Raw genomic sequence first — 21,980 nt, 5'->3', positions numbered from 1 at the left:
AGTGGCTAGCGATTCGGTGATTGTGACAAATTAGTCAATTCATGGTTTTCTGATCCGCGCGGATGGCCATCATTCGTTGCTTTACCTTGGGCCTGTCGAGTTGAAGAGCACTCGCCGCTCGACAAACCGTGTCCAAGGTGGCGTTTTTGGCAGCGCGCACTAGCAGCGATGCCGCGTTATCGCCTGCGTTTTACCCCCATCGTGCTGCATCTCGAATTGTAACCTCCTCCGTGGTCGTGCTCACTAAAGGTGGGCACGTGTCTGGCTTTACGATCTTTTTCGTCTTCATTCTTTGTTCTTTTCTCCATCCTTGCCTAACTTAATTGTAAATAAAACGTTAACTATCTTTAGTGGTTGTCACTGTGTGTGATCGGGGCACTGGCAATCACCCGTTAGGCAGGAGGAAGCCGTGTTGAGGCGCCAATTACTTTTTTTTATATGGGTAATGCTCCTTCCTGCAGTGGAAGTCAGTGCTGCAGAGCGGGAAGGTTGGAACCTCACCCAAGGGGTGACGGACATCAGCCAAAAAGTGTACGACCTGCACATGACCATCTTCTATATTTGTGTCGTGATAGGGGTGTTGGTATTCGGCGTGATGTTTTGGGCCATTATCCGCCACCGAAAATCCAAAGGTGCCAAGCCGGCTTCGTTTCATGAAAGCACCAAGGTGGAGATAGCGTGGACCGTGGTTCCGTTTCTTATTTTGGTCGGTATGGCGATCCCGGCCACACGGGTGTTGCTGGATATGGAAGATACCACCGAGCCTGACTTAACTGTTCAAGTCACCGGCTCGCAATGGAAGTGGCATTACCGTTATTTTGATCACGATGTCGCCTTTTTCTCTCTGCTTGCTTCTAGCCCCGAACAAATCCGTAACGAAAGACAAAAACGCGATAATTATTTATTAGAAGTCGACCAGCCCTTGGTGTTGCCAGTCGGGCGCAAAGTGCGTTTTTTGATCACCTCGCAAGATGTGATTCATTCCTGGTGGGTACCTGCTTTTGCGGTGAAGAAAGATGCTAACCCCGGCTTTATCAATGAAGCTTGGACCAACATCGATAAGCCAGGCATTTATCGTGGCCAATGTGCGGAGTTGTGTGGCAAAGACCATGCTTTATGCCGATTGTGGTGATTGCTAAACCCCAAGCGGAATTTGATGCCTGGGTGCAGGAAACCGCGTTAGCCCAGCAACAAGCCCGCGAAGAAGAGCAGCGCTTGCTGGATATGGACATGCCAATGGATGAGTTGATGGCACTGGGTAAAAAAGTCTATGACAGCCGCTGTGGAATGTGCCATCAAAGTGAAGGCCAAGGCATGCCTGGCGTGTTCCCGGCGTTGGCAGGGGCTGAGATTGCCACGCAGCCGGACAGGTTGGTCGACCATATCGATATTGTCGTCAACGGCAAAGCAGGCACCGCCATGCAAGCCTTTGGGCCGCAATTGTCGCTCAAAGAGTTGGCCGCTGTGGTGACTTATGAGCGCAATGCGTGGGGCAATGATACCGGAGAAACAGTACAGGCCGCCCAAGTTAACGCGGTGAAATCAGGTGAAGATCTTTAGGAGCGCGTGATGACAGATACCACCCCAGATACCGTTCATGATGATCACCACCATAAACCGCGCGGTATGATGCGCTGGGTGCTGACCACTAACCACAAAGACATTGGTACCATGTACCTGATTTTCAGCTTCACCATGTTTTTGTTGGGTGGCGCGATGGCGATGGTCATTCGTGCGGAATTGTTTCAGCCTGGGCTGCAACTGATCGAACCTAACTTTTTCAACCAAATGACCACGGTGCATGGTCTGATTATGGTGTTCGGAGCGGTAATGCCGGCCTTTACCGGGTTGGCGAATTGGATGGTGCCGATGATGATAGGTGCGCCAGACATGGCGTTGCCGCGCATGAATAACTGGAGCTTTTGGATCCTGCCGTTTGCATTCTTGCTGTTAATTGGCTCGTTATTTATGGAAGGCGGCGGCCCCAACTTTGGTTGGACTTTCTACGCGCCACTGTCGACCACCTACAGCCCCGATAGCACCGGGTTATTTGTGTTTGCGCTGCACATCATGGGGATCAGCTCCATTATGGGCGCGATCAATGTGATTGTGACAATCACCAATATGCGTGCGCCGGGAATGACTTACATGAAAATGCCGCTATTTGTTTGGACCTGGCTGATTACCGCCTTTTTGCTGATTGCGGTGATGCCAGTATTGGCGGGTGCAGCGACCATGGTGCTGACGGATAAATACTTTGGCACCAGCTTTTTTGATGCCGCGGGGGGCGGTGATCCTGTCTTGTTCCAGCACATTTTCTGGTTCTTTGGTCACCCAGAAGTCTACATCATGATTTTGCCCAGCTTTGGCATTATCTCGGCGATTGTGCCGGCGTTTTCCCGTAAACGGCTATTTGGTTACAGCTCCATGGTGTATGCCACCGCCTCGATTGCAGGATTGAGCTTTCTGGTATGGGCGCACCATATGTTCACCACCGGAATGCCGGTGTTTGCCGAGCTATTTTTCATGTTTTGTACCATGCTGATCTCGGTGCCGACGGGGGTCAAAGTGTTTAACTGGGTGGCGACCATGTGGCGAGGATCGTTGACATTTGAAGTGCCAATGCTGTTCGCGATTGCCTTTATCGTCTTATTTACCATTGGTGGGTTTTCTGGGCTAATGTTGGCGATCACGCCGGCCGATTTTCAGTATCACGACACCTACTTTGTAGTTGCACACTTCCACTATGTCTTGGTTTCAGGGGCGGTGTTTTCAATCATGCCGCCGCTTATTACTGGCTGCCAAAATGGACCGGGCATATGTTCAATGAAACCCTGGCACAGTGGCATTTTTGGTGCTCGGTGATTTCCGTCAACATCCTGTTCTTTCCGATGCATTTTTTGGGGCTTGCGGGGATGCCACGCCGGATCCCGGATTATGCGCTCCAATTTGCCGATGTAAACGCGATTGTCAGTATTGGCGGCTTCGCCTTTGGCCTGTCGCAACTCATCTTTTTAGCGGTGGTGATTCAATGCGCGCGTGGCGGCGAGCCTGCTGCTGCTAAACCTTGGGAAGGGGCCGAAGGCCTAGAGTGGACCGTGCCATCGCCCGCCCCTTATCACACCTTTGAGACGCCCCCTGATCTGGAGGTGTCGCGTCATGGTCACTAAGTCAACGTGTTCGGCCCGGCGGTTATTCGTCTTGGCGGTTGCCATGTTTGGCTTTGCGTTTGCTTTGGTCCCGCTATACGACGTGTTCTGTGAGGTGACCGGCATTAATGGCAAAACGGATAATCAGGCGGCGGCGTCGAGCGTTGGCATCGATACTGAGCGAGTCGTGACGGTGGAATTTGTTGCCTATACCAGCCCGGGCATGCGTTGGACTTTTGAGCCGCAGATCAATCGGATGCAAGTCCACCCCGGTGAAACGCACACCATTCACTATTTGGCCACCAATAATGCGCGTTACGACACCATCGGCCAAGCCGTTCCTTCCGTCTCGCCGGGATTGGCGGCGCAGTATTTTAATAAAATTGAGTGTTTTTGCTTTAACCGTCAGCCACTACCGCGTGGCGAGGATGCATCCTTGCCGCTGATCTTCTACGTGGATCCCGAGTTGCCGGATGATATTAACCACTTAACGCTGGCTTACACATTGTTTGATGTGACCGCCAGTGTCGAGGAATAAGGAGACCGCTATGGCGACGCCTGAACGTTATTACGTCCCTGCTGCCAGTATCTGGCCGATTGTCGGTGCGGTTGCACTGTTTTTGATTGCCGCAGGCGCGGGTGCCACCGTGGGGGATTATTTGGGGGCAACGGGCCTTGGATACTGCTAGCGGGCACCGTACTGATCTTGATTATGCTCACCGGCTGGTTTCGCGATGTGATCCGCGAATCCATGCAGGGCTTATATTCCGCGCAAATGGATCGCTCCTTTCGTCAAGGGATGAGTTGGTTCATCTTTTCTGAGGTGATGTTCTTTGGTGCCTTCTTCGGCGCGTTATTCTATGCCCGCTTTATCGCCGTCCCTTGGCTGGGCGGAGCCAGCAATAATGCAATGACAGCCGCGGTGCTGTGGCCGGACTTTGTTGCCCAGTGGCCACTGACTTTAACGCCTGGTGGGATTGAAACCACCGCGATGCCGGCCATGGGCCTGCCGCTGCTCAATACCCTGATCTTACTGACCTCGTCGGTCACGCTCCATATTGCCCATACTGCGATTGAAAAAAATCAACGCGGGCGATTGAAAGGTTTTTTACTGGCGACGGTGTTGTTAGGGGCGCTATTCATGTTCTTTCAAGGCGAAGAGTATGTGCATGCGTATCAAGAAATGAACTTGCGGCTCGATTCCGGTGTGTATGGCAATACCTTCTATTTATTAACCGGTTTCCATGGTCTACACGTTACCTTAGGTACCATGATGCTGTTGGTGGTTTGGCTACGCGTGATGCGTGGGCATTTTAGCCCTGAGCATCACTTTGGCTTTCAAGCAAGTGCGTGGTATTGGCACTTCGTGGATGTGGTGTGGCTGTGCTTGTTTGTGTTGGTTTACATTCTCTGACTCAGTATGGGCGCGGATTGGGGGCTATCCAGCCCATGGAGAGCGCAATCAGCAATAACACGAACACAATCACGGAAAACAGCACGCGCCGACCCAGGTAACGGGATAAAGGTACAGAGTGATCGCCTTTCAGTAACACAGGTAAAGCGCGAAACAGATTAAACAGAATAAAAATCAATAAACCGATCAGAATAGCTTTGACCAACATAAGCGCTCCTTAGCGCAATAGGTAATCATGACACAAGGACGACGAATGGGGTTTCTGATATTGACTGTGGTTGTGGTCGTGCTGCTCGTCAAGTTAAGTCACTGGCAATGGACGCGTGGCGAGCAAAAAGCGCAACACTTGGCGCAATTTGACGCCAATCAGCCACCTGGCTTGCTTACTCGCTCAGTGCAGCAAGGGCAGTCTGTGGTTGCGGTGGGCCAGTTTCGCCCTGAGTTCGCCGTGTGGCTCGACAATCAGACTCACCAAGGCCGCGTGGGCTATCGTTTATTTCTTCCTTTTGTGCCCACACAGCACCCGTCAACCTGGTGGTTGGTAGAGCTAGGTTGGATGGCCGCCCCAGCGATTCGTACATGGCCGGACGTGCCAGATTTTGCCGAGCGCTATCAAGTGGTTGGTTTTGTCGATTCACCGTCTGAGCGGGTGGTGCTGAAACAAGGGGCAGAATCGGAAAGTTGGCCGCAACGGGTACAACGGATTGAACTATCATCATTGCAAGCACAGTTACCTGCGTTGGACGCACAGCAACTTATCCGCGCGAAGACGGTGCATCGCGTGGGCAAGCCGGATAGCAATGTATTGGCTCAAGCCGGAGTCATTCCGGTGTGGCAGCCCGTGGTGATGCCGCCGACGAAACACTATGGTTATGCGGTGCAATGGGCACTGATGGCCCTCGCAGTCAGTATTGGCGCAGGCATATGGTGGCACAAAACACAAAGGAAGGGGCACGAATGAAAGGACGCATCACCGTCGTGGTATTGATCGGGGTTTTTGTACTGCCTGTCGTAGTGGCCAAATTGGTGCTGGAGCAAAGTTGGTACCAAAAAGGAGTCACTAATTACGGCCAGTTTCTTGCTGAACCGGTTACCTTGAACTGGCTGGCAGAAAAAGGGCAGTGGCGCTTAGTGTATGCGGTGCCTGAACCCTGTGGTGCTCAGTGTGAGCAGGCTTTATTTCAACTCACTCAAATTCCCATCGCGGTAGGTAAAGAACGGGATAGGGTGACCAGTATCGCCGTCACCCGCACTGCCCGCCGTGAGCCTGACGTGCTGACATGGCAAACATTGAACGCGGCTCAGCAAGAGGATCTCCAACAGCCCCCGTTTGCGCCTCACACCCTCTATCTCAGTGATCCGATGAATAATGTGGTGCTCGCCTATCCGATCAGTGACGACAACACCCAGTGGGTGGCGCAAGGCAAAGGGCTGCTGCGCGATCTTAAGCGTCTGCTCAAGTTGTCTAAGGTAGGTTAACGATGGCAACGCGTCGCTATCAACTCGCGATATTATCGACCTTAGTGCTGGCCGTATGGGTAGTTGGGCTGGGCGCGTTTACCCGTTTAACCGAAGCCGGGTTAGGGTGCCCGGACTGGCCCGGATGCTATGGCCACTTGGGCGTGCCGGTGAGTGAAACGGCGCAATCGATGGCGATATCGCGTTTTCCCGACGCCCCTTTAGATGTGATTAAAGCATGGAATGAGATGCTGCATCGCTATGTAGCAGGCACGCTAGGGCTGGCGATCTTTGCGCTGGCATGGGTGAGCTGGCGACGTGCTGACTATCGGGTGTTTAGACCGTTGACGACAGTATTGAGTGTCGTGGTAATCGCGCAAGCGGCGCTTGGGATGTGGACGGTAACCTTGAGCTTAATGCCGGTGGTGGTGATGGCGCATTTGCTCGGAGGGTTTACCACGGTGTGTTTGCTGGCTTGGCTTGCGAAAACCACAGGGGCCATCAAACTGCCTCGTATTAGTCTGTCGCGAAAAGCACACCACTTGGGCAGTATAGCTTTGGTCGCCGTGATTGTGCAGATCGCTCTGGGCGGTTGGACCTCCGCCAATTACGCGGCCACTGTTTGTACTCAGTTACCCATTTGTGAAAGCCCTTGGTGGCGACTTTTTACCCCATCTGCGTTTCATCCGGTTAGCCCCATTAGCGACACTTACCAGTTTGGGGTATTAAGCCATGCTGAGCGCGTGACCATTCATGCTACGCATCGCTTGGGGGCGATGGTGGTAACCACCTTGGTGTTGGCGTGGGCCTGGGTACTTTGGCACGCTGGCGCTCGCGTTATCGGCCTTTGGGTGACTGTGGTACTCGCCATACAAATCAGCTCGGTGTGACCAATGTGGTCGCGCTCTTACCTTTAAGTGTGGCGGTTGCGCATAACCTGGGCGGCCTGCTGTTGCTGATCACCGTTCTGTTGACCCACCGCCTCTGTCACTTTTCTTCACGACCACAAGGAGTGCGTCATGGCACAGTATCAACGCACCGTTAGTGTCTCGACACCTGCTGCCGCGCGTTGGCGCGATTATTACGAACTCACCAAACCACGCGTGGTGGCCATGCTGTTATTAACCGCGCTAGTGGGTATGTGTCTCGCCACCGCAGGTTGGCCACCATGGTGGGCCGTCATTGTTGGTTTGTTTGGGATCGGTGCGCAGGCCAGTGCGGCGGCGGTGTTTAATCATGTGATAGACAGGCGTATCGACACTAAAATGCAGCGCACCCGTCATCGTCCGGTGGCGGAGGGGCGAGTGAGTCAAACGGCGGCACTGACATTGGCGGTTGGGCTGATGGTGGCCGGCTTTATTGCCTGTTGGTGGTTGAACCCGCTCACTGCCTGGCTGACGTTCGCAAGCTTGGTGGGTTATGCGCTGGTGTATACCCAATGGCTTAAGCCCGCAACCCCACAGAACATTGTGATTGGTGGTTTGGCCGGTGCGATGCCGCCACTACTCGGTTGGACCGCGGTCACGGGGGAGTTACATCCCCATGCGTTCTTACTGGTGATGATTATTTTCACCTGGACGCCGCCCCACTTTTGGGCGCTGGCCATTCATCGTCGACAGGATTACGCCAAAGCGCAAGTCCCTATGCTACCCGTTACGCACGGCGTCGGATTCACCCAGACCATGGTGCTGCTTTATACCGTGTTGCTGTTGGTAGTCGGTATTTTACCTTGGCTAACGGGCATGAGCGGCTGGATTTATCTGCTCGGCGCTACCACGCTCAACCTAGTCTTTGTTGGCTATGCCTGGTGGCTGAAAACAGGGACCCAAAAGGGTCGCGCGTGGCAGATGTTTAAGTTCTCGATCTGGCACATCTTTGCGACCTTTGTGGTGTTACTGGCTGATCACGCACTGCTTGTTTAATGGTCGGGCGTTAATTTAAGCCCTGCGCGGAGAGCACCGTTGCTTTATCAGCGACAAACGAGACCTTGATATGTTTGCCATCGCCGCCCCACACGCAATGGGTTAAGCCCATGGTGTCATCGCATTGGCTTGGCTTGCCAATGTGAGCAACGACTACGTCGTAACTCATACCGACTTCTAACTGATCGTAGTTTTGCTTGGTGACTTTCGAGCATCCGGCCAAGAATACGACCAACAGACAGGCAAAAAAGACGCGCATAACCCTTCCTTATTCACGGATGTAATGAGCACAGCGCAACTGGCGCAGCGCCGCTGCCGCTCGTTTGTTTAATTGTCGTAATAGTACACGGCTGCTCCGATAAGGGCCACCCGCGGACCCAAACAAAAAACAGGCTAAAAAGCCTGTTTTTGGTACGCGATTCGTGCCCCTCAGGGTACAAGGCGATAACGGGGATCAGAAATAAGAATGATCACCGCGGGCGTGTTCAGTCACATCGCGGACGCCGTGCAGCTCGCCGCTAAACTCGGCCAATAGCTGCTTTTCAATCCCTTCTTTTAAGGTCACATCGACCATAGAGCAACCATTACACCCGCCGCCAAATTGGAGGATAGCGACCGAATCATCAGTGATTTCAATCAGGTTCACATGGCCGCCATGGCTGGCAAGCTGTGGGTTAACCTGACTTTGAATCACGTAATCGACGCGCTCCATCAAAGGAGCATCATCGGCGACTTTACGCATTTTAGCGTTCGGTGCTTTTAGCGTGAGCTGCGAGCCCATTTTATCGGTGACAAAATCGATCTCCGCTTCGTCTAAAAAAGGAAGACTGAGTTCGTCGACAAACGCAGAAAAGCCGTTAAATTTTATTTCGGTATCACTGCTTTCTACCGCTTCCGGTGGACAGTATGAGACACCACACTCGGCGTTTGGCGTGCCTGGATTGACCACAAACACGCGAATATGGGTGCCCTCGGGCTGCTGCTCAAGCAGCTTCACAAAGTGGCTTTGTGCATTTTCTGAAATATTGACTTCTGACACGACAAATACCTGACTAATCCAGTGTGTTTTATACAGTGTACTCCGGTTTGCGCTGGCTATCACCCCTCGAACCATATGGCTACTTTGTAAGCACGGATAGCACGTTTACCGTTAGGTAGATCAGTACGGGCCAAACAGTAAACATCGATCGTTTTTGCACCGGCGGTGCGCAGTAATCGACACAATTGCGACACTGTTTGTCCGGTGGTGACCACATCGTCGACGATCGCGACATGGGAAGCGGGGAGCGGGCCATTAAGAACAAAGGCACCGCGCAGGTTACGCAGTCTGTCTTGTCGACTGAGGCCTTGTTGTGGTGCGGTATGTCGGGCGCGAGATAAGTACGTATCGACAACTTGGGTATCGAGGTTGTCGGTAAGCGCCCAAGCCAAGTGCAAGCTTTGATTAAACCCACGCTGCCAACGGCGTCGCCAATGCAGTGGCACCGGCAACAGCACGGGGGCAGGATCGACAATACGATCACTGAGCTGCTGGGCGAAAGGTAAGGCAAGTTCGAAAGCCCGTTGGTATTTGAACGCGTGAATTAACTGCGGGAGAGGATCATGATAGCCACTGATAGCCACCAAGCGATCCCAATCTGGCGGTTGGCTGAGGCAGGCGCCACACCGCGCTTTTGGAACAGAAACAGGCAGCCCGCAACAGCGACAAAGTAAATACTGATGATGGGCATCCCAACACGCATCGCAGCACAGGGCGTGCTGGGCAGGTAAGGCGAGGTGGCAAACTGGACATTGCAAGGGCAAGAATTTGCCTCTCCATTGGGCCATTAGATGTGTGAAGCGCCGTGGCATGATTGTTGATATCATAAGCGTCCTGAGTGAAAAGCAACCAAGGCAGTGTAAACATGGCGTTATGTGATTGGCAGTCGCACGGACAAGGACCCGATCTGGTTCTCATTCACGGCTGGGGAATGAATAGCGCGGTGTGGTCATTAATCTTGCCGTATTTAACCGCACATTACCGCGTGCACTGTGTCGATTTACCCGGTTTTGGCTATAGCGCGGCACAGCCGGGACTTACTCTCAAAGAGCTGGCACAAGTATTGCTTAAAGAATCACCAGCGCATGCAACTTGGATAGGCTGGTCGTTAGGTGGGTTGGTAGCAACGCAAGTGGCACAGGTCGCGCCACAGCGAGTCACCGGGTTAGTGACTATTGCTAGCTCGCCCAAGTTTGTTGCCGAACCTGGGTGGCGAGGGATCAAACCTGGGGTACTCAGTGACTTTTCCCGTCAGCTTGAGCGTGACTTTTCGCTGACGGTAGAGCGGTTTATGGCGCTGCAAGCGATGGGATCGCCGACGGCGAGAAAAGACGTAAAAGCGCTGAAGCAAGCGGTATTTTCGCGACCGGCACCTGATCCTCGTGCGCTTGCAGATGGCCTAGCTATGTTAGCGGACACGGATTTGCGTCAGGGCTGTAGCGCTATCGACGTGCCGTGGTTGAGAATGTATGGGCGGTTAGATGGCTTGGTGCCTGTGTCGGTGGCGGATGCGGTATTAAAGTTAGCTCCTGACTCATATTGTGAGGTACTGACACACAGTGCTCACGCGCCGTTCGTGACGGAACCTGAGGCGGTGGTGGACACGTTAAACACTTTTTTAGGCAATCACTTGCCGGAAGCATAGCGTGTGGTGATCATTTTTTGGTAGAATTGACTCAATCCTGTCACGGTTCTGCCGATAAGTTAACTATGTCACGTGTTTTGGCATAAGGAGAGACCATAATGAACGTAGGTAACGTTGGGCAGTCTCCGGCGTATCATCAAGCGATGAAGTCCAAAACGCCGGTGCAGCCGCAGCAGAATGCGGATAAACAGGCTGAACAGGTGTCCAAAGCCAATACTTTTAATGATCAAGTCGCAAAAGCCAATGCGGTTAAAGAAAGTGATAAACCCGCTTCTCCTCAAGCCGCAAAACACAATGCTGACGTGAAAGGCGGCGCTGACGTGAAAGATGGCGCCAATGCGGGTGCGGTCGCTAAAGCCCAAGAGGGAAAAGCGCCGGAAGAAAAGTCTGCAGTAAAGTCTTTTACCTACGGAGCATTGGGCATGGATCATCCGGAGAAAGTCCAAGAAAACGATGATTCATCTTATACCGCGGGTAAATTTGTGTCGGCCTTAGGTACAATAGGCACAATACTCGCGGTTATCGTCTAAACTATTAGAAAGACGACAAGGCCGCACTGACAATTAGGCCTTCAGCTGGTGTTGGGAGGTAACATCAGATGAATATATCGCCAGCCAGCGTCAGTATCCCAACTGTCGCACCATCGGTGAACCCGCCAACCGAGCAAGTTGCGCGGGATAATCGCTTGCGCGAAAAAATTAGTCCCTAGCAAACCGTCCCCCGAACCCGAGAATGGCAAAGCCGTTACCGATCAAGATAAGCAACTAGGGCGTTCATCGTGGGATCCTGCACAGCATCCTAATTACTCACTGAACTACCAGCGTGATTCACTCGCTGAGGCCGATTACGATGGGGCCAACATCGCAGGCCGCATTGATGCCATGACACGCACGGATCTCGGCGAGCTAGCACTTAACGATCAGGTACCTAAAGATAATGGTTACACGATGGGCTTAAAAATGCCCGAAGAAGTGTTAGAAAAAATCGAGCAGCTAAAACGGTTTGAGCAAACGCGCGCGGTAGTGGCGATGCGCTATCAGCAAGCAACGGTGGCGAACATGCCGTCAGAAGTATTGATAGTGATTTAACGCGATCCCGCCCTCAGGTATTCCCTGATTAAGACAAAATATAAAAAGCCCCGCCAGTGTTGGCGGGGCTGTCAGTGTTCAAGCATGCCATTTCTTAGGCACTATTTGTCTGGCTCTATAAGCATTTGACGCTAGGAGCATTTGACGCTAGGAGCGTTTGGCGCGCGCAAAGGCATCGGCCATGCTCCCACCTTGGGGGGCGGCGGTGTTTTGCCGTTTGGGGGCTTTGCTCTCGCGCCGCGTAGTCGGTGCTGTTTTCGCTTCCGATGCCTCAGGCGTATCATCAAGACGCATCGACAAACCAATCCGCTTACGCGCCACATCCACTTCCATCACTTTCACCTTGACCACATCACCGGCTTTCACCACGTCACGTGGATCGCTGATAAAGCGGTTTGATAGCGCAGAGATATGCACTAACCCGTCTTGATGGACGCCCACATCGACAAAAGCACCAAAGTGAGTCACGTTGGTCACGGCTCCTTCTAGCTGCATCCCAGGTTTCAAATCGCTCACTTGGTTAACGCCATCGGCAAAGGTCGCGGTTTTAAACTCTGGGCGTGGATCACGACCCGGTTTGGCGAGTTCACTGAGCACATCGGTCACGGTGATCGCACCAAAGGTGTCATTGGCATAATCATTGGCGTTTAAGCTTTGCAGTATACCTGCGTTACCGATTAAGGCGTCCACCGCCTTGCCCGTCTTTTGTGCGATATGTTTGACCAGCGGATAGGTTTCTGGGTGAACGCCGGAGCGGTCGAGCGGATTGGTACCGTCCATAACCCGTAAAAAGCCCGCGCATTGTTCATAGGCTTTGGGGCCTAGGCGAGGGACTTTCAGTAGTGTTTTTCGTTCGTTGAAGCGGCCGTTTTCATCGCGAAACGCAACAATGTTTTGCGCCATGGTTTGGCTTAAACCTGCCACGCGCGTCAACAGTGGTGCAGAGGCGATATTCAGATCTACTCCCACGGCGTTGACACAATCTTCCACCACCGCATCGAGCTTTTGGCCAACTGATGCTGAGAAACGTCATGCTGATATTGACCCACCCCAATCGACTTAGGATCAATCTTCACCAGCTCTGCCAAGGGGTCTTGCAAGCGACGGGCGATTGAGACGGCGCCACGGAGTGACACATCTAAGTCAGGAAACTCGTTGGCCGCTAACTCAGACGCCGAGTAAACAGAGGCACCGGCTTCGCTGACCATCACGGTTTGGATACTTAAATCCGCCTGCTTGAGCATGGTGGCCACAAAGCTTTCTGTTTCGCGTGAGGCGGTGCCATTGCCTACTGCAATCAAGTTAACGCCATGGCGGTCAATAAAGCGGCGAAGCACCTTGCTTGACTCGTCCACATCATGCCTCGGGGCGGTGGGATAAATGGTGGCAGTGTCGAGGAGCTTACCGGTGCCGTCAACCACTGCCACTTTACAACCGGTGCGTAGGCCAGGGTCAATGCCTAAGGTACAGCGAGGGCCTGCTGGCGCGGCCATCAATACATCGTTGAGGTTGGCGGCAAACACATCAATGGCGTCGTTTTCGGCCCGTTCTTTGAGGTTGGCCATGAACTCGGTTTCAAGGTGCATCAAGATTTTGACCCGCCACGCAAAGGCAATCACTTGTTTGCGCCAGCGATCAGCCGGGGCGCTGCCGAGAGAAAGTTGGTAGTGCTGGGCGATCATGGTCTCGCACACGCTTTGCTTGCTGTCTGGATCTTGGTCTGGGTCGGCAATCAGAGCGAGTTGCAGAATGCCCTCATTACGGCCGCGTAGCATCGCCAACGCACGGTGAGAGGGCACCTTGGCAATCGGCTCTTGATGGGCAAAGTAGTCTTTAAACTTGGCACCGGTATCTTCTTGGCCGGCAACCACGGTGGCGCGTAGCACCGCATATTGCTGGAGGTATTGGCGTAGGGTCTCAAGCAGGCTGGCATCTTCGGCAAGGCGCTCCATCATGATCGCGCGGGCACCATCGAGTGCCGATTTGGTGTCGGCCACGCCTGATCAGGTCGACAAAAGGCGCGGCGGTGGTCTCAGGCGTTTGGAACGGATCGTGCCATAAAGTGTCAGCCAGAGGCGCCAGCCCCGCTTCGATGGCAATTTGCCCTTTGGTCCGGCGTTTGGGTTTATAGGGAAGGTACAAATCTTCCAACCGGTTTTTGCTCTCTGCGGCGACAATATCGCGGCGTAGGCGCTCGGTCAGTTTGCCTTGTTCGTCAATCGATTTGAGGATGGTTTCACGACGGGCGTCTAACTCGCGTAGATAGACTAATCGCGTTTCCAGGGTTCGCAACTGCGAATCGTCTAAACCTTGCGTGGCTTCTTTGCGGTAACGGGCGATAAAAGGGACGGTATTGCCGTCGTCAAGCAGCGTCACTGCTGTATTAACTTGGCCAGGCGCGACGTTGAGCTCGTGGGCCAGGGTTTGGGTAATCGATGTATGCATGTGTTTCCTTTTCGTTCCCTTTGTGGTCATCAGAGTGATTGATGATCAGGCTGAGCCATGACTTGGCTTGGGGTAGGTGATGGTATTGATAAACCACTGTTTTTCGCCTTCTGGCGTCGGGACCACGACGTCATCGTCGACGGCTTTTTTCAATAGCGCGCGCGCCATCGGCGCATCTATTGATATGTAGTCTTTGCGCTCATAAATTTCATCAGGGCCAACAATGCGAAATTGTTTGGTGTCGCCGGCTTCGTTTTCAATCTCGACCCAGGCGCCAAAAAACACCCGGCCTTCTTGCTCGGGGGCGTAATCGACAATGGTTAGGTCATTCAGTCGCTTGCGCAGATAGCGGACACGGCGATCGATTTGTCGTAATAACCGTTTATTATAGGTGTAGTCGGCGTTTTCTGAACGATCACCCAAGCTGGCTGCCCAGCTGACAATTTTAGTCACTTCTGGCCGTCGCTCGTGCCACAGGTAATCGTGCTCGGTTTTGAGCGCGTTAAAGCCTTCACGGGTCACCAATTTGGTTTTCACGTTACCTCTCCTTTCACTAGCCAATCGGCGTCGTGCAATATAACCTTGTTCAGGAAAGTACAAGAAGCGGGCGAGCTTGTCGAGGCAACACTCGGTAACAATTTAGCGTGCCGTTCTGCACTGACAAACACGCGGTATGGCGCACAACTGTGGCAAAATTCAATAAGATGATGGCAATATCTGCTTGATTATTCGGCAGCAGCATTGAGGGCTAAGCATGCAAGAGAACTATAAAATCCTAGTTGTGGATGATGATATGCGTCTGCGTTCACTGCTAGAGCGCTATCTGACCGAGCAAGGGTTTCAAGTACGCAGTGTTGCCAATGCGGAGCAAATGGACCGGTTATTAGCGCGTGAAGCATTTAATCTGATGGTGCTTGATTTAATGCTTCCCGGGGAAGATGGCTTGTCGATATGCCGACGCTTGCGCCAAGCTAACAATCAATTGCCCATATTAATGCTGACGGCGAAAGGGGATGAAATTGATCGGATTGTCGGCTTAGAAGTCGGGGCCGACGATTACCTGCCTAAGCCGTTTAACCCGCGGGAATTACTGGCTCGGGTGCGCGCCGTATTACGCCGACAAACGGTCGAAGCGCCCGGGGCGCCGAGTGCTGATTCAACCACGGTTACCTTTGGTGAGTTTCGTCTTAACTTAGGCACCCGCGAGATGTTTCGTAACGACGAGCCGATGACATTAACATCCGGTGAATTTGCGGTACTCAAAGCGTTGGTGACCAATGCGCGTGAGCCGCTTTCACGAGACAAATTGATGAACATGGCACGCGGCCGCGAGTACTCGGCGATGGAGCGCTCGATTGATGTGCAAATTTCCCGCTTGCGTCGCAATGGTCGAGGAGGATCCGAGTAAACCGCGCTATATCCAAACGGTATGGGGGCTTGGTTACGTGTTTGTACCCGATGGTGAGGTGTAACGATGCGGATGTCACCGCGGACTAGCTTTGCGCGAACCTTATTGATTTTGGCTGGCTTATTAATTGCCAGCCAAGTTTTTTCTTACCTAACCATTGTCAATTATGCGTTGCTGCCGAGCTTGCAGCAGTTCAATAAGATTTTAGCCTTTGAAGTCCGCTTAATGCTGGAGGAGGATTGGTATCTCAAAGATGGGGAAGTGCTCCACCTGGGTGAGCCAGTGCGCCGGCAATTGTTGGAACAAATTGGCGTGACGTTACACGCGCCAAACAGTGATCAAGCGGCCGCTTTTAAAGATGCCATGAAGATTGATTACTTAAGCGAACATATTAGCGAGGAATTAGGGGCAAAAACCCAAGTCCGTTTAGTCAGTGGCGAAGACAGTTATGTTTTATGGCTAAAATTTGATGCCATTGATGACTTTTTAATGCGGATCCCCTTATCGGAGCTGCATCAAGATGATTTTGCACCGTTGTTTCAGTATAGCTTGGTGATCGCGTTGTTGGTGATTGCCGGCGGCTGGTTGTTTATTAAGATGCAAAATCGGCCGCTGGTCGCGTTAGAGCGGGCTGCGCTGGATGTGGCCGATGGTCGGTTTCCAGACCCTGTTCCGCCGCAGGGGGCGTCAGAAATTCAGGCGGTCACCGTGGCCTTTAATAAAATGTCGGCGGGGATACGCAAGCTCGAAGAAGATCGCGCCTTGTTGATGGCGGGTGTCAGTCATGATTTGCGCACCCCGCTCACGCGCATTCGGCTGGCGACCGAAATGATGTCGTCTGACGATGCCTATTTGGCCGATAGCATCACCGAAGACACGGAAGAGTGTAACGAGATCATCAATCAGTTTATGGATTACTTGCGCGCGGTACAGCAGCAAGACCCCGACCCGGTAGATTTATCTACCATCTGTCTTGATGTGGCGAATCACCAGCAGTCAATGGGCGTCGATATCGAGTTAGACTTAGCGGCGCTGCACGGTGATTTATACGCGAACTCGGTGGCGTTAAAACGGGCTGTCACTAACCTAGTGGTCAATGCGGTGCGTTATGGTAATGGTTGGGTGAGGCTACGGTGTGGTAGCAATGCTGACCATACATACCAATGGGTTGAAGTGGAAGACAATGGCCCGGGCATTGAGGCGAGCCTAGAAAATACATTGTTCCAGCCATTTACCCGAGGCGATACCGCGCGTGGCAGTGAGGGAACGGGATTAGGGTTAGCGATCGTGAAACGAATTGTCGAACAGCTTCATGGCGATATCCGTTTATCATCACGGACCGAAGGTGGCCTGAGAATCCAAATGACGTTCCCGGTGGGTAAATAGGCCGCGTTTAGCGGCCATCAGGCGTTGGAGTAGTGGGTTTTATGGCCGAGCCAACGGCGAATAATGGCCTCTGAATGCTTGGGGTAGTGCTGGTGCAAATGACTGGCCAGCTTTTGTACCTCGGGGATCAGTCCCTGATCACGAACCAAATCGGCAATTTTAAACTCGGCCAAGCCGGTCTGGCGGGTTCCCAATAACTCGCCTGGCCCGCGAATATCTAAGTCGCGTTGGGCAATCACAAAGCCGTCATTGCTGTCTCGTAACACGCCCAAGCGTTGAGTGGCGGTTTTGGACAAGGGCGCATGATAAAGCAGCACACAATGGCTCGCGATGGAGCCTCGCCCAACACGACCACGTAGCTGGTGGAGCTGCGCGAGTCCGAGTCGTTCCGGGTTTTCGATAATCATTAGGCTGGCGTTAGGCACATCGACGCCCACTTCAATCACTGTGGTTGCCACCAACAACTGCACCTTGCCTTGCTTAAAGGCATCCATCACTGCTTGTTTTTCCGCCGCTTTCATTCGTCCGTGAACCAGGCCTACTGCAAGGTTCGGCAAGGCGTCTTTGAGTGCGGTGGCTGTATCTTCAGCGGCTTGTGCCTCTAAGGCGTCGGATTCTTCAATCAAGGTGCAGACCCAATAAGCTTGTCGACCGTCACTGCAGGCGGCGTTGACCCGGGCAATAATGTCGTCACGGCGAGTATCCGGCACGGCGACGGTTTGAATCGGCGTTCGCCCCGGTGGTAGCTCATCAATTACCGAGGTTTCTAAATCGGCATAGGCGGTCATCGCCAAGGTGCGTGGAATCGGGGTGGCGGTCATGATCAACTGGTGTGGGTGCGCACCTTGTTGTTCTCCTTTTTCACGCAGGGCCAGCCGTTGATGAACGCCAAATCGGTGTTGCTCGTCGATGATCACCAGCGCCAGGCTTTTAAACTGGACGCTTGCTTGGAATAACGCATGGGTACCAACCACCATTTGTGCACTACCGTCAGCAATTTGATTCAAGGTTTGCTCGCGTGCCTTTCCTTTTAATTTGCCGGCAAGCCAACCGACTTGAATGCCCAGCGGCTCTAGCCATTGGGCGAAATTGGTGGCGTGTTGCTCGGCCAGTAGCTCAGTCGGTGCCATCAATGCAACCTGATGGCCTTGCTCAATCGCTTGCAAGGCGGCGAGCACTGCCACTAAGGTTTTGCCGGCGCCGACATCACCTTGCACCAAGCGCATCATCGGAAATGGCTTGGCCAAATCTTGACGGATCTCGCCAACCACGCGCGATTGCGCCCCGGTGGGTGAGAAGGGCAAATTGGCTAACAGGCGTTGTCCGAGCGACTGGCTCGGGGCAAGAGCGAAGCCTTTGACCTGCTGCGCCTGATGACGCACAGACAGCATAGAGAGGTGCTGGGCAAGGAGCTCTTCAATGATCAAGCGCCGTTGGGCGGGGTGTTGGCCCGTTAATAGGTCTTCTAGCGCGGTTTCTGGTGGGGGGCGATGCAGTAAGTGCAAGGCATCGCGCAAGGATAACTGTCGATCGTATAAGCCGTCAGGGAGCAACTCTTCCACGCCGCTTTTATCTAGTAAAGCCAGCGCTTGGTCGGTTAGATGACGCAGCGTGGCTTGGCGCAGGCCTTCGGTGGTGGGATAAACGGGGGTGAGGGTTTCTTCCATCACCAACTCGGAGGGCTCGGAAAAAACCTGATACTCAGGGTGAATGATTTCTAGACCGTGCTTTCCCCGTTTGAGCTCGCCATAGGCTTTCACTTGTTTACCGACCGCTAAGCTATTTTTCATCGCGGCGTTAAAATTGAAAAAGCGCAATGTAAGTGCGCCGCTGTCGTCATGAATTCGGACTGTCAGCATACGTCGCCGACCAAAGACAGTATCGTTATGAGTGATTTCACCTTCGACGGTGGCATGCTGACCCGGTAATAAGCTGGCAATAGGCCACACACGGGTACGATCTTCGTAGCGGTAAGGCAGGTGAAATAAGACGTCCTGCACCGTATGCAGCCGATTTTAGCCAACTTTTCAGCCACTTTACTGCCAACACCCTTTAAGGTATCGACGGTTACCGCGCTAAGCATGGAAGATCGCATCCGTTTTTTTGTCCGTCAGGTTGAGCTTGCTAAGCCATCAACGCGCGTGTTTTGCCGACTGCATGCTTGCCCACCACGCTTCATCCGCGACAATTTGTCCGTTTTCATCGAGTGGTGGATAAGGCAGCCCTTTTTGCTTGGCCACGCGAGCGAGCACCGGATGACCGCGCTCAAACAGGATTTGATGCACCTCATCGTCGGGCAAGCGGGTTTTAGTTTGTTGATACATGCCTGCCGCTTGGCGTTGGCGTTGTGCTTCGTACAAAATCAACGCACTGGCTACTGATACGTTAAGCGACTGTACCATACCCACCATAGGAATGAGGATGTCTTGGTCGGCTTTGTCGAGCGCTTCGCGACTGATGCCGTGTTTTTCTTGCCCTAAAATAATCGCGGTTGGCTTGGTGTAATCAATCTCACGAAAGTCGATGGCTGTTTCAGAGAGGTGAGTGACCAACACCTGCATGCCTTGCGCTTGCATGGCCTCAAAAGCGTCTGCCGTGGTGTGATGAGTCACCACATCTATCCAATTGCGTGAGCCCGCCGATGTGCCACCGAGGGTGCGCATCTTGGTGTCTTCTGGCCACACGGCATGCATGCGATGGATACCGACGGCGTCGGCGGTACGAATGATGGCAGAAATGTTGTTGGGCTTGTGAACTTGCTCCATACACACGGTGAGATCAGGCTGGCGCTTTGCCAGCACCTGGTGAATGCGTTCAAAGCGTTCAGGTGTCATGATTCAATTCCGTAAATGACAAAACGAAAGACAGATGCGCCCGCCAAAAGGCGGGCGACATAAAACAATGTATCGTTAGGATCAGTTTTTCTGACGGCTGACCTTCACCACGTTTGGCATCACACGAAGGCGGCGCATGATGTGAGCTAGGTGCACTCTATCTTTGGTCGTTAACCGCACAAAGATAGTGTACAAGCGCCCATCACGCTCTTCGGTCGTCAGCCCTTGGATGTTAGAACCGGTTGACGCAATAGTGTTGGTTAAATCCGCCAATGCGCCTGATGGTTTTGCATGTCCACTCTGACGCGCGTGCTAAATTCTTGCTCAAAGTCATCTGCCATTCTACTGGCATATATTTGTCTTGCTCTTGGCGGTGACCGCGAATATTGGCACAGGTTTCACGGTGAATCACCAAGCCTTTTCCGGGACTCACATGCGCAATAATCGGATCGCCAGGAATTGGGCGACAACAGTTGGCATAGGTGACCAAGATGCCATCGGCACCACGAATAGCCATTTTACCTTCTGTCGGTGCGCCTGGGTCTTGATCAAGCAAGCGACGCGCAATCACCACGCTCATCAGCTCACCCAAACCAATGGCGGCGAGTAAGTCGTCACTGGTTTTGAGCTTGAGGTCGCTTAACACGGTATCAACACGTGCGGTGTTGATGTCCGGTAGGTTTTGATCCCCAAGTGCATGATTAAGCAAGCGGCGGCCTAAGGTAACCGACTCTTCACGACGCATGGTTTTTAGCACTTGGCGGATTTTTGTCCGCGCCCGTGCGGTGACCACGTAGTTGAGCCAGGCCGCATTAGGACGGGCACCCGGCGCGGTGATGATCTCAACCGTTTGGCCGTTTTTCAGTGGCTGGCTCAGTGGATACGGCTGGCGATTAACCCGTGCACCGACACAAGTGTTGCCCACATCGGTATGCACTGCATAGGCAAAGTCGACCGCGGTCGCGTCCACCGGTAACTCGACAATACGCCCTTTGGGCGTGAATACGTACAATTCGTCGGGGAACAGATCGGACTTAACACTTTCGATAAATTCAAACGAGCTCCCGGCACTTTGCTGTAGCTCGATAATGTTTTGCATCCATCGCTGAGCACGTTTTTGCGCCGTGGTGCTCGATCGACGATCGGAACCGCTTTTATACGCCCAATGCGCGGCAACACCTTTGTCTGCCATTTGATCCATATCTTCGGTACGAATCTGCACTTCAACGGGGACACCATGTGGCCCAATCATCGAGGTGTGCAACGATTGATAACCGTTGGCCTTGGGCACGGCGATATAATCTTTGACTCGGCTAGGGCGGGGTTTATACAGGCTATGCATCTGCCCCAAGACTCGATAACAGGTATCGAGATCGCGTACGATAACTCGAAACGCATACAAGTCCATAATGGTATGGAAACGCTGCTCTTTATTCTTCATCTTGTTATAGATGGAGTACAGATTTTTTTCTCGGCCCAGGACTCGGGCTTCAATGCCGGCATCTTCAAGTCGCCCTTCGATCTCCGCATGGATTTTTTGAATCATCTCTTTGCGGTTTCCCCGTGCTTGCGCAATCACTTTTTTGAGCACGCGGTAGCGATTGGGGTAGAGGGCTTCAAAACCCAGCTCTTCGAGCTCGATTTTTATATTATGGATACCTAAACGATGCGCGAGTGGGGCAAAAATCTCGAGGGTTTCGCGAGCAATACGACGCTTTTTATCGGGGCGGAGTGCGCCCAAGGTGCGCATGTTATGGGTGCGATCTCCGAGCTTGATCAGGATAACGCGAATATCATGCGCCATGGCCATGACCATTTTACGAAAGTTCTCGGCTTGTGCTTCTTTGCGATCACGGAACTTGAGCTTGTCGAGTTTAGACACCCCGTCAACCAGCTCGGCCACCACATCACCAAAGCGCTGCTGGAGATCGTCTTTGGTCACCTCGGTGTCTTCAATGACATCGTGCAATAACGCCGCCATGAGAGTTTCACAATCCAAACGCATTTCTGCCAGGATCCGTGCCACCGCAATGGGGTGAATGATGTAAGGTTCGCCCGTTGAACGAGTTTGCCCGTCGTGAGCATCCCGAGCGACTAGGTAGGCTTGCCGGAGCGCTTCAAGCTGTGACTCCGGCAAATACTGACTAGCAACTTCTTTCAGGCTATCAAATAGGTACAAACGGCCTGTCCCT

General features: G+C 52.9%; 15 protein-coding genes and 7 pseudogenes. 13 read left to right on the top strand and 9 right to left on the bottom strand.

The window, feature by feature from the left end; genetic code table 11:
* Nucleotides 1-445: 445 nt before the first annotated feature.
* The 4 genes and pseudogenes from coxB to DZ54_RS18140 all read left to right on the top strand — a co-directional run bounded on the left by coxB (nucleotide 446) and on the right by DZ54_RS18140 (nucleotide 4,563).
* Nucleotides 446-1,560, top strand: a pseudogene (coxB, locus tag DZ54_RS18150) (cytochrome c oxidase subunit II).
* 9 nt (nucleotides 1,561-1,569) lie between these two features.
* Nucleotides 1,570-3,170 (top strand): annotated as a pseudogene (gene ctaD / locus DZ54_RS18145) (cytochrome c oxidase subunit I).
* Nucleotides 3,160-3,687 (top strand): cytochrome c oxidase assembly protein, encoded by a 528-nt coding sequence (locus DZ54_RS0101785; RefSeq protein WP_025672905.1) that lies wholly within the window; start codon nucleotides 3,160-3,162, stop codon nucleotides 3,685-3,687. The pseudogene ctaD and the gene DZ54_RS0101785 overlap by 11 nt, the downstream one beginning before the upstream one ends.
* 10 nt (nucleotides 3,688-3,697) lie before the next feature.
* Nucleotides 3,698-4,563 (top strand): annotated as a pseudogene (locus DZ54_RS18140) (cytochrome c oxidase subunit 3).
* A gap of 1 nt (nucleotide 4,564) precedes the next feature.
* Here the strand turns inward: DZ54_RS18140 and DZ54_RS0101775 are convergent.
* Nucleotides 4,565-4,771 (bottom strand): DUF2909 domain-containing protein, encoded by a 207-nt coding sequence (locus DZ54_RS0101775; protein WP_025672904.1) that lies wholly within the window; start codon nucleotides 4,769-4,771, stop codon nucleotides 4,565-4,567.
* 45 nt (nucleotides 4,772-4,816) lie between these two features.
* Here DZ54_RS0101775 and DZ54_RS0101770 point away from each other — a divergent pair, with 45 nt between their 5' ends.
* From DZ54_RS0101770 to cyoE, 4 genes and pseudogenes are all read left to right on the top strand, one after another.
* The gene (locus DZ54_RS0101770; RefSeq protein ID WP_025672903.1) at nucleotides 4,817-5,524 is read left to right on the top strand and encodes an SURF1 family protein; all 708 of its coding nucleotides are present in this window, start codon (nucleotides 4,817-4,819) and stop codon (nucleotides 5,522-5,524) included.
* On the top strand, nucleotides 5,521-6,042 hold the full coding sequence (locus DZ54_RS0101765; RefSeq protein WP_025672902.1) for a hypothetical protein: 522 nt from the start codon (nucleotides 5,521-5,523) through the stop codon (nucleotides 6,040-6,042). The genes DZ54_RS0101770 and DZ54_RS0101765 overlap by 4 nt, the downstream gene beginning before the upstream one ends.
* Before the next feature lie 2 nt (nucleotides 6,043-6,044).
* A pseudogene (locus DZ54_RS18135) lies at nucleotides 6,045-7,066 on the top strand (COX15/CtaA family protein).
* A complete protein-coding gene (gene cyoE / locus DZ54_RS0101755) occupies nucleotides 7,041-7,943 on the top strand; it encodes a heme o synthase (protein WP_025672901.1) in 903 nt (300 codons plus the stop codon). The pseudogene DZ54_RS18135 and the gene cyoE overlap by 26 nt, the downstream one beginning before the upstream one ends.
* Nucleotides 7,944-7,953: 10 nt before the next feature.
* Here cyoE and DZ54_RS0101750 read toward each other — a convergent pair whose 3' ends face one another.
* The 3 genes from DZ54_RS0101750 to DZ54_RS18130 form a co-directional block, all read right to left on the bottom strand.
* The gene (locus DZ54_RS0101750; protein WP_025672900.1) at nucleotides 7,954-8,202 is read right to left on the bottom strand and encodes a lipoprotein; all 249 of its coding nucleotides are present in this window, start codon (nucleotides 8,200-8,202) and stop codon (nucleotides 7,954-7,956) included.
* Nucleotides 8,203-8,397: 195 nt separating this feature from the next.
* Nucleotides 8,398-8,982: a Fe-S biogenesis protein NfuA gene (nfuA, locus tag DZ54_RS0101745; RefSeq protein WP_025672899.1), complete on the bottom strand. Its 585-nt coding sequence runs from the start codon at nucleotides 8,980-8,982 to the stop codon at nucleotides 8,398-8,400.
* 59 nt (nucleotides 8,983-9,041) lie between these two features.
* Nucleotides 9,042-9,770, bottom strand: coding sequence for a ComF family protein (locus DZ54_RS18130; protein ID WP_081721567.1), 729 nt, complete (start codon nucleotides 9,768-9,770; stop codon nucleotides 9,042-9,044).
* A 77-nt stretch (nucleotides 9,771-9,847) separates the two neighbouring features.
* On the opposite strand from DZ54_RS18130, the gene bioH reads away from it, so the two are divergent.
* From bioH to DZ54_RS18125, 3 genes are all read left to right on the top strand, one after another.
* Complete coding sequence (gene bioH, locus DZ54_RS0101735) at nucleotides 9,848-10,627, top strand: pimeloyl-ACP methyl ester esterase BioH (RefSeq protein WP_025672897.1); 780 nt, start codon at nucleotides 9,848-9,850, stop codon at nucleotides 10,625-10,627.
* 98 nt (nucleotides 10,628-10,725) lie between these two features.
* A complete protein-coding gene (locus DZ54_RS25410) occupies nucleotides 10,726-11,157 on the top strand; it encodes a hypothetical protein (RefSeq protein WP_025672896.1) in 432 nt (143 codons plus the stop codon).
* Nucleotides 11,158-11,295: 138 nt separating this feature from the next.
* Complete coding sequence (locus tag DZ54_RS18125; protein ID WP_240473885.1) at nucleotides 11,296-11,715, top strand: ATP-dependent Lon protease; 420 nt, start codon at nucleotides 11,296-11,298, stop codon at nucleotides 11,713-11,715.
* Nucleotides 11,716-11,862: 147 nt separating this feature from the next.
* Here the strand turns inward: DZ54_RS18125 and DZ54_RS18120 are convergent.
* Both DZ54_RS18120 and greB read right to left on the bottom strand, forming a co-directional pair.
* Nucleotides 11,863-14,160 (bottom strand): annotated as a pseudogene (locus DZ54_RS18120) (Tex family protein).
* Between the two features lie 45 nt (nucleotides 14,161-14,205).
* On the bottom strand, nucleotides 14,206-14,697 hold the full coding sequence (gene greB / locus DZ54_RS0101715) for a transcription elongation factor GreB (protein ID WP_025672895.1): 492 nt from the start codon (nucleotides 14,695-14,697) through the stop codon (nucleotides 14,206-14,208).
* A 217-nt stretch (nucleotides 14,698-14,914) separates the two neighbouring features.
* On the opposite strand from greB, the gene ompR reads away from it, so the two are divergent.
* Together ompR and envZ are read left to right on the top strand one after the other, a co-directional pair.
* Complete coding sequence (gene ompR, locus DZ54_RS18115; protein WP_276201971.1) at nucleotides 14,915-15,568, top strand: osmolarity response regulator transcription factor OmpR; 654 nt, start codon at nucleotides 14,915-14,917, stop codon at nucleotides 15,566-15,568.
* Nucleotides 15,569-15,634: 66 nt separating this feature from the next.
* Entirely contained in the window at nucleotides 15,635-16,954 is a 1,320-nt protein-coding gene (gene envZ, locus DZ54_RS0101705) for a two-component system sensor histidine kinase EnvZ (protein ID WP_025672894.1), read from the top strand.
* A gap of 17 nt (nucleotides 16,955-16,971) precedes the next feature.
* Here the strand turns inward: envZ and recG are convergent.
* The 3 genes and pseudogenes from recG to spoT form a co-directional block, all read right to left on the bottom strand.
* Nucleotides 16,972-19,049 (bottom strand): annotated as a pseudogene (gene recG, locus DZ54_RS18110) (ATP-dependent DNA helicase RecG).
* Between the two features lie 37 nt (nucleotides 19,050-19,086).
* Nucleotides 19,087-19,788, bottom strand: coding sequence for a tRNA (guanosine(18)-2'-O)-methyltransferase TrmH (trmH, locus tag DZ54_RS0101695; protein ID WP_025672893.1), 702 nt, complete (start codon nucleotides 19,786-19,788; stop codon nucleotides 19,087-19,089).
* Between the two features lie 81 nt (nucleotides 19,789-19,869).
* Nucleotides 19,870-21,967: pseudogene (gene spoT, locus DZ54_RS18105) on the bottom strand (bifunctional GTP diphosphokinase/guanosine-3',5'-bis pyrophosphate 3'-pyrophosphohydrolase).
* Nucleotides 21,968-21,980: the final 13 nt, after the last annotated feature.

This window comes from Salinivibrio socompensis S35, from assembly GCF_000513715.1.
GTDB lineage: Bacteria > Pseudomonadota > Gammaproteobacteria > Enterobacterales > Vibrionaceae > Salinivibrio > Salinivibrio socompensis.
This window is presented reverse-complemented; position numbering and strand designations above follow the sequence as displayed.

Coding starts and splice junctions, on each gene's coding strand:
- DZ54_RS0101770 (WP_025672903.1), top strand. CDS start 4,817: ATGGGGTTTCTGATATTGACTGTGGTTGTGGTCGTGCTGCTCGTCAAG.
- DZ54_RS0101775 (WP_025672904.1), bottom strand. CDS start 4,771: ATGTTGGTCAAAGCTATTCTGATCGGTTTATTGATTTTTATTCTGTTT.
- bioH (WP_025672897.1), top strand. CDS start 9,848: ATGGCGTTATGTGATTGGCAGTCGCACGGACAAGGACCCGATCTGGTT.
- cyoE (WP_025672901.1), top strand. CDS start 7,041: ATGGCACAGTATCAACGCACCGTTAGTGTCTCGACACCTGCTGCCGCG.
- DZ54_RS25410 (WP_025672896.1), top strand. CDS start 10,726: ATGAACGTAGGTAACGTTGGGCAGTCTCCGGCGTATCATCAAGCGATG.
- DZ54_RS18130 (WP_081721567.1), bottom strand. CDS start 9,770: ATGGCCCAATGGAGAGGCAAATTCTTGCCCTTGCAATGTCCAGTTTGC.
- DZ54_RS0101785 (WP_025672905.1), top strand. CDS start 3,160: ATGGTCACTAAGTCAACGTGTTCGGCCCGGCGGTTATTCGTCTTGGCG.
- envZ (WP_025672894.1), top strand. CDS start 15,635: ATGCGGATGTCACCGCGGACTAGCTTTGCGCGAACCTTATTGATTTTG.
- DZ54_RS0101765 (WP_025672902.1), top strand. CDS start 5,521: ATGAAAGGACGCATCACCGTCGTGGTATTGATCGGGGTTTTTGTACTG.
- DZ54_RS0101750 (WP_025672900.1), bottom strand. CDS start 8,202: ATGCGCGTCTTTTTTGCCTGTCTGTTGGTCGTATTCTTGGCCGGATGC.
- trmH (WP_025672893.1), bottom strand. CDS start 19,788: ATGACACCTGAACGCTTTGAACGCATTCACCAGGTGCTGGCAAAGCGC.
- ompR (WP_276201971.1), top strand. CDS start 14,915: ATGCAAGAGAACTATAAAATCCTAGTTGTGGATGATGATATGCGTCTG.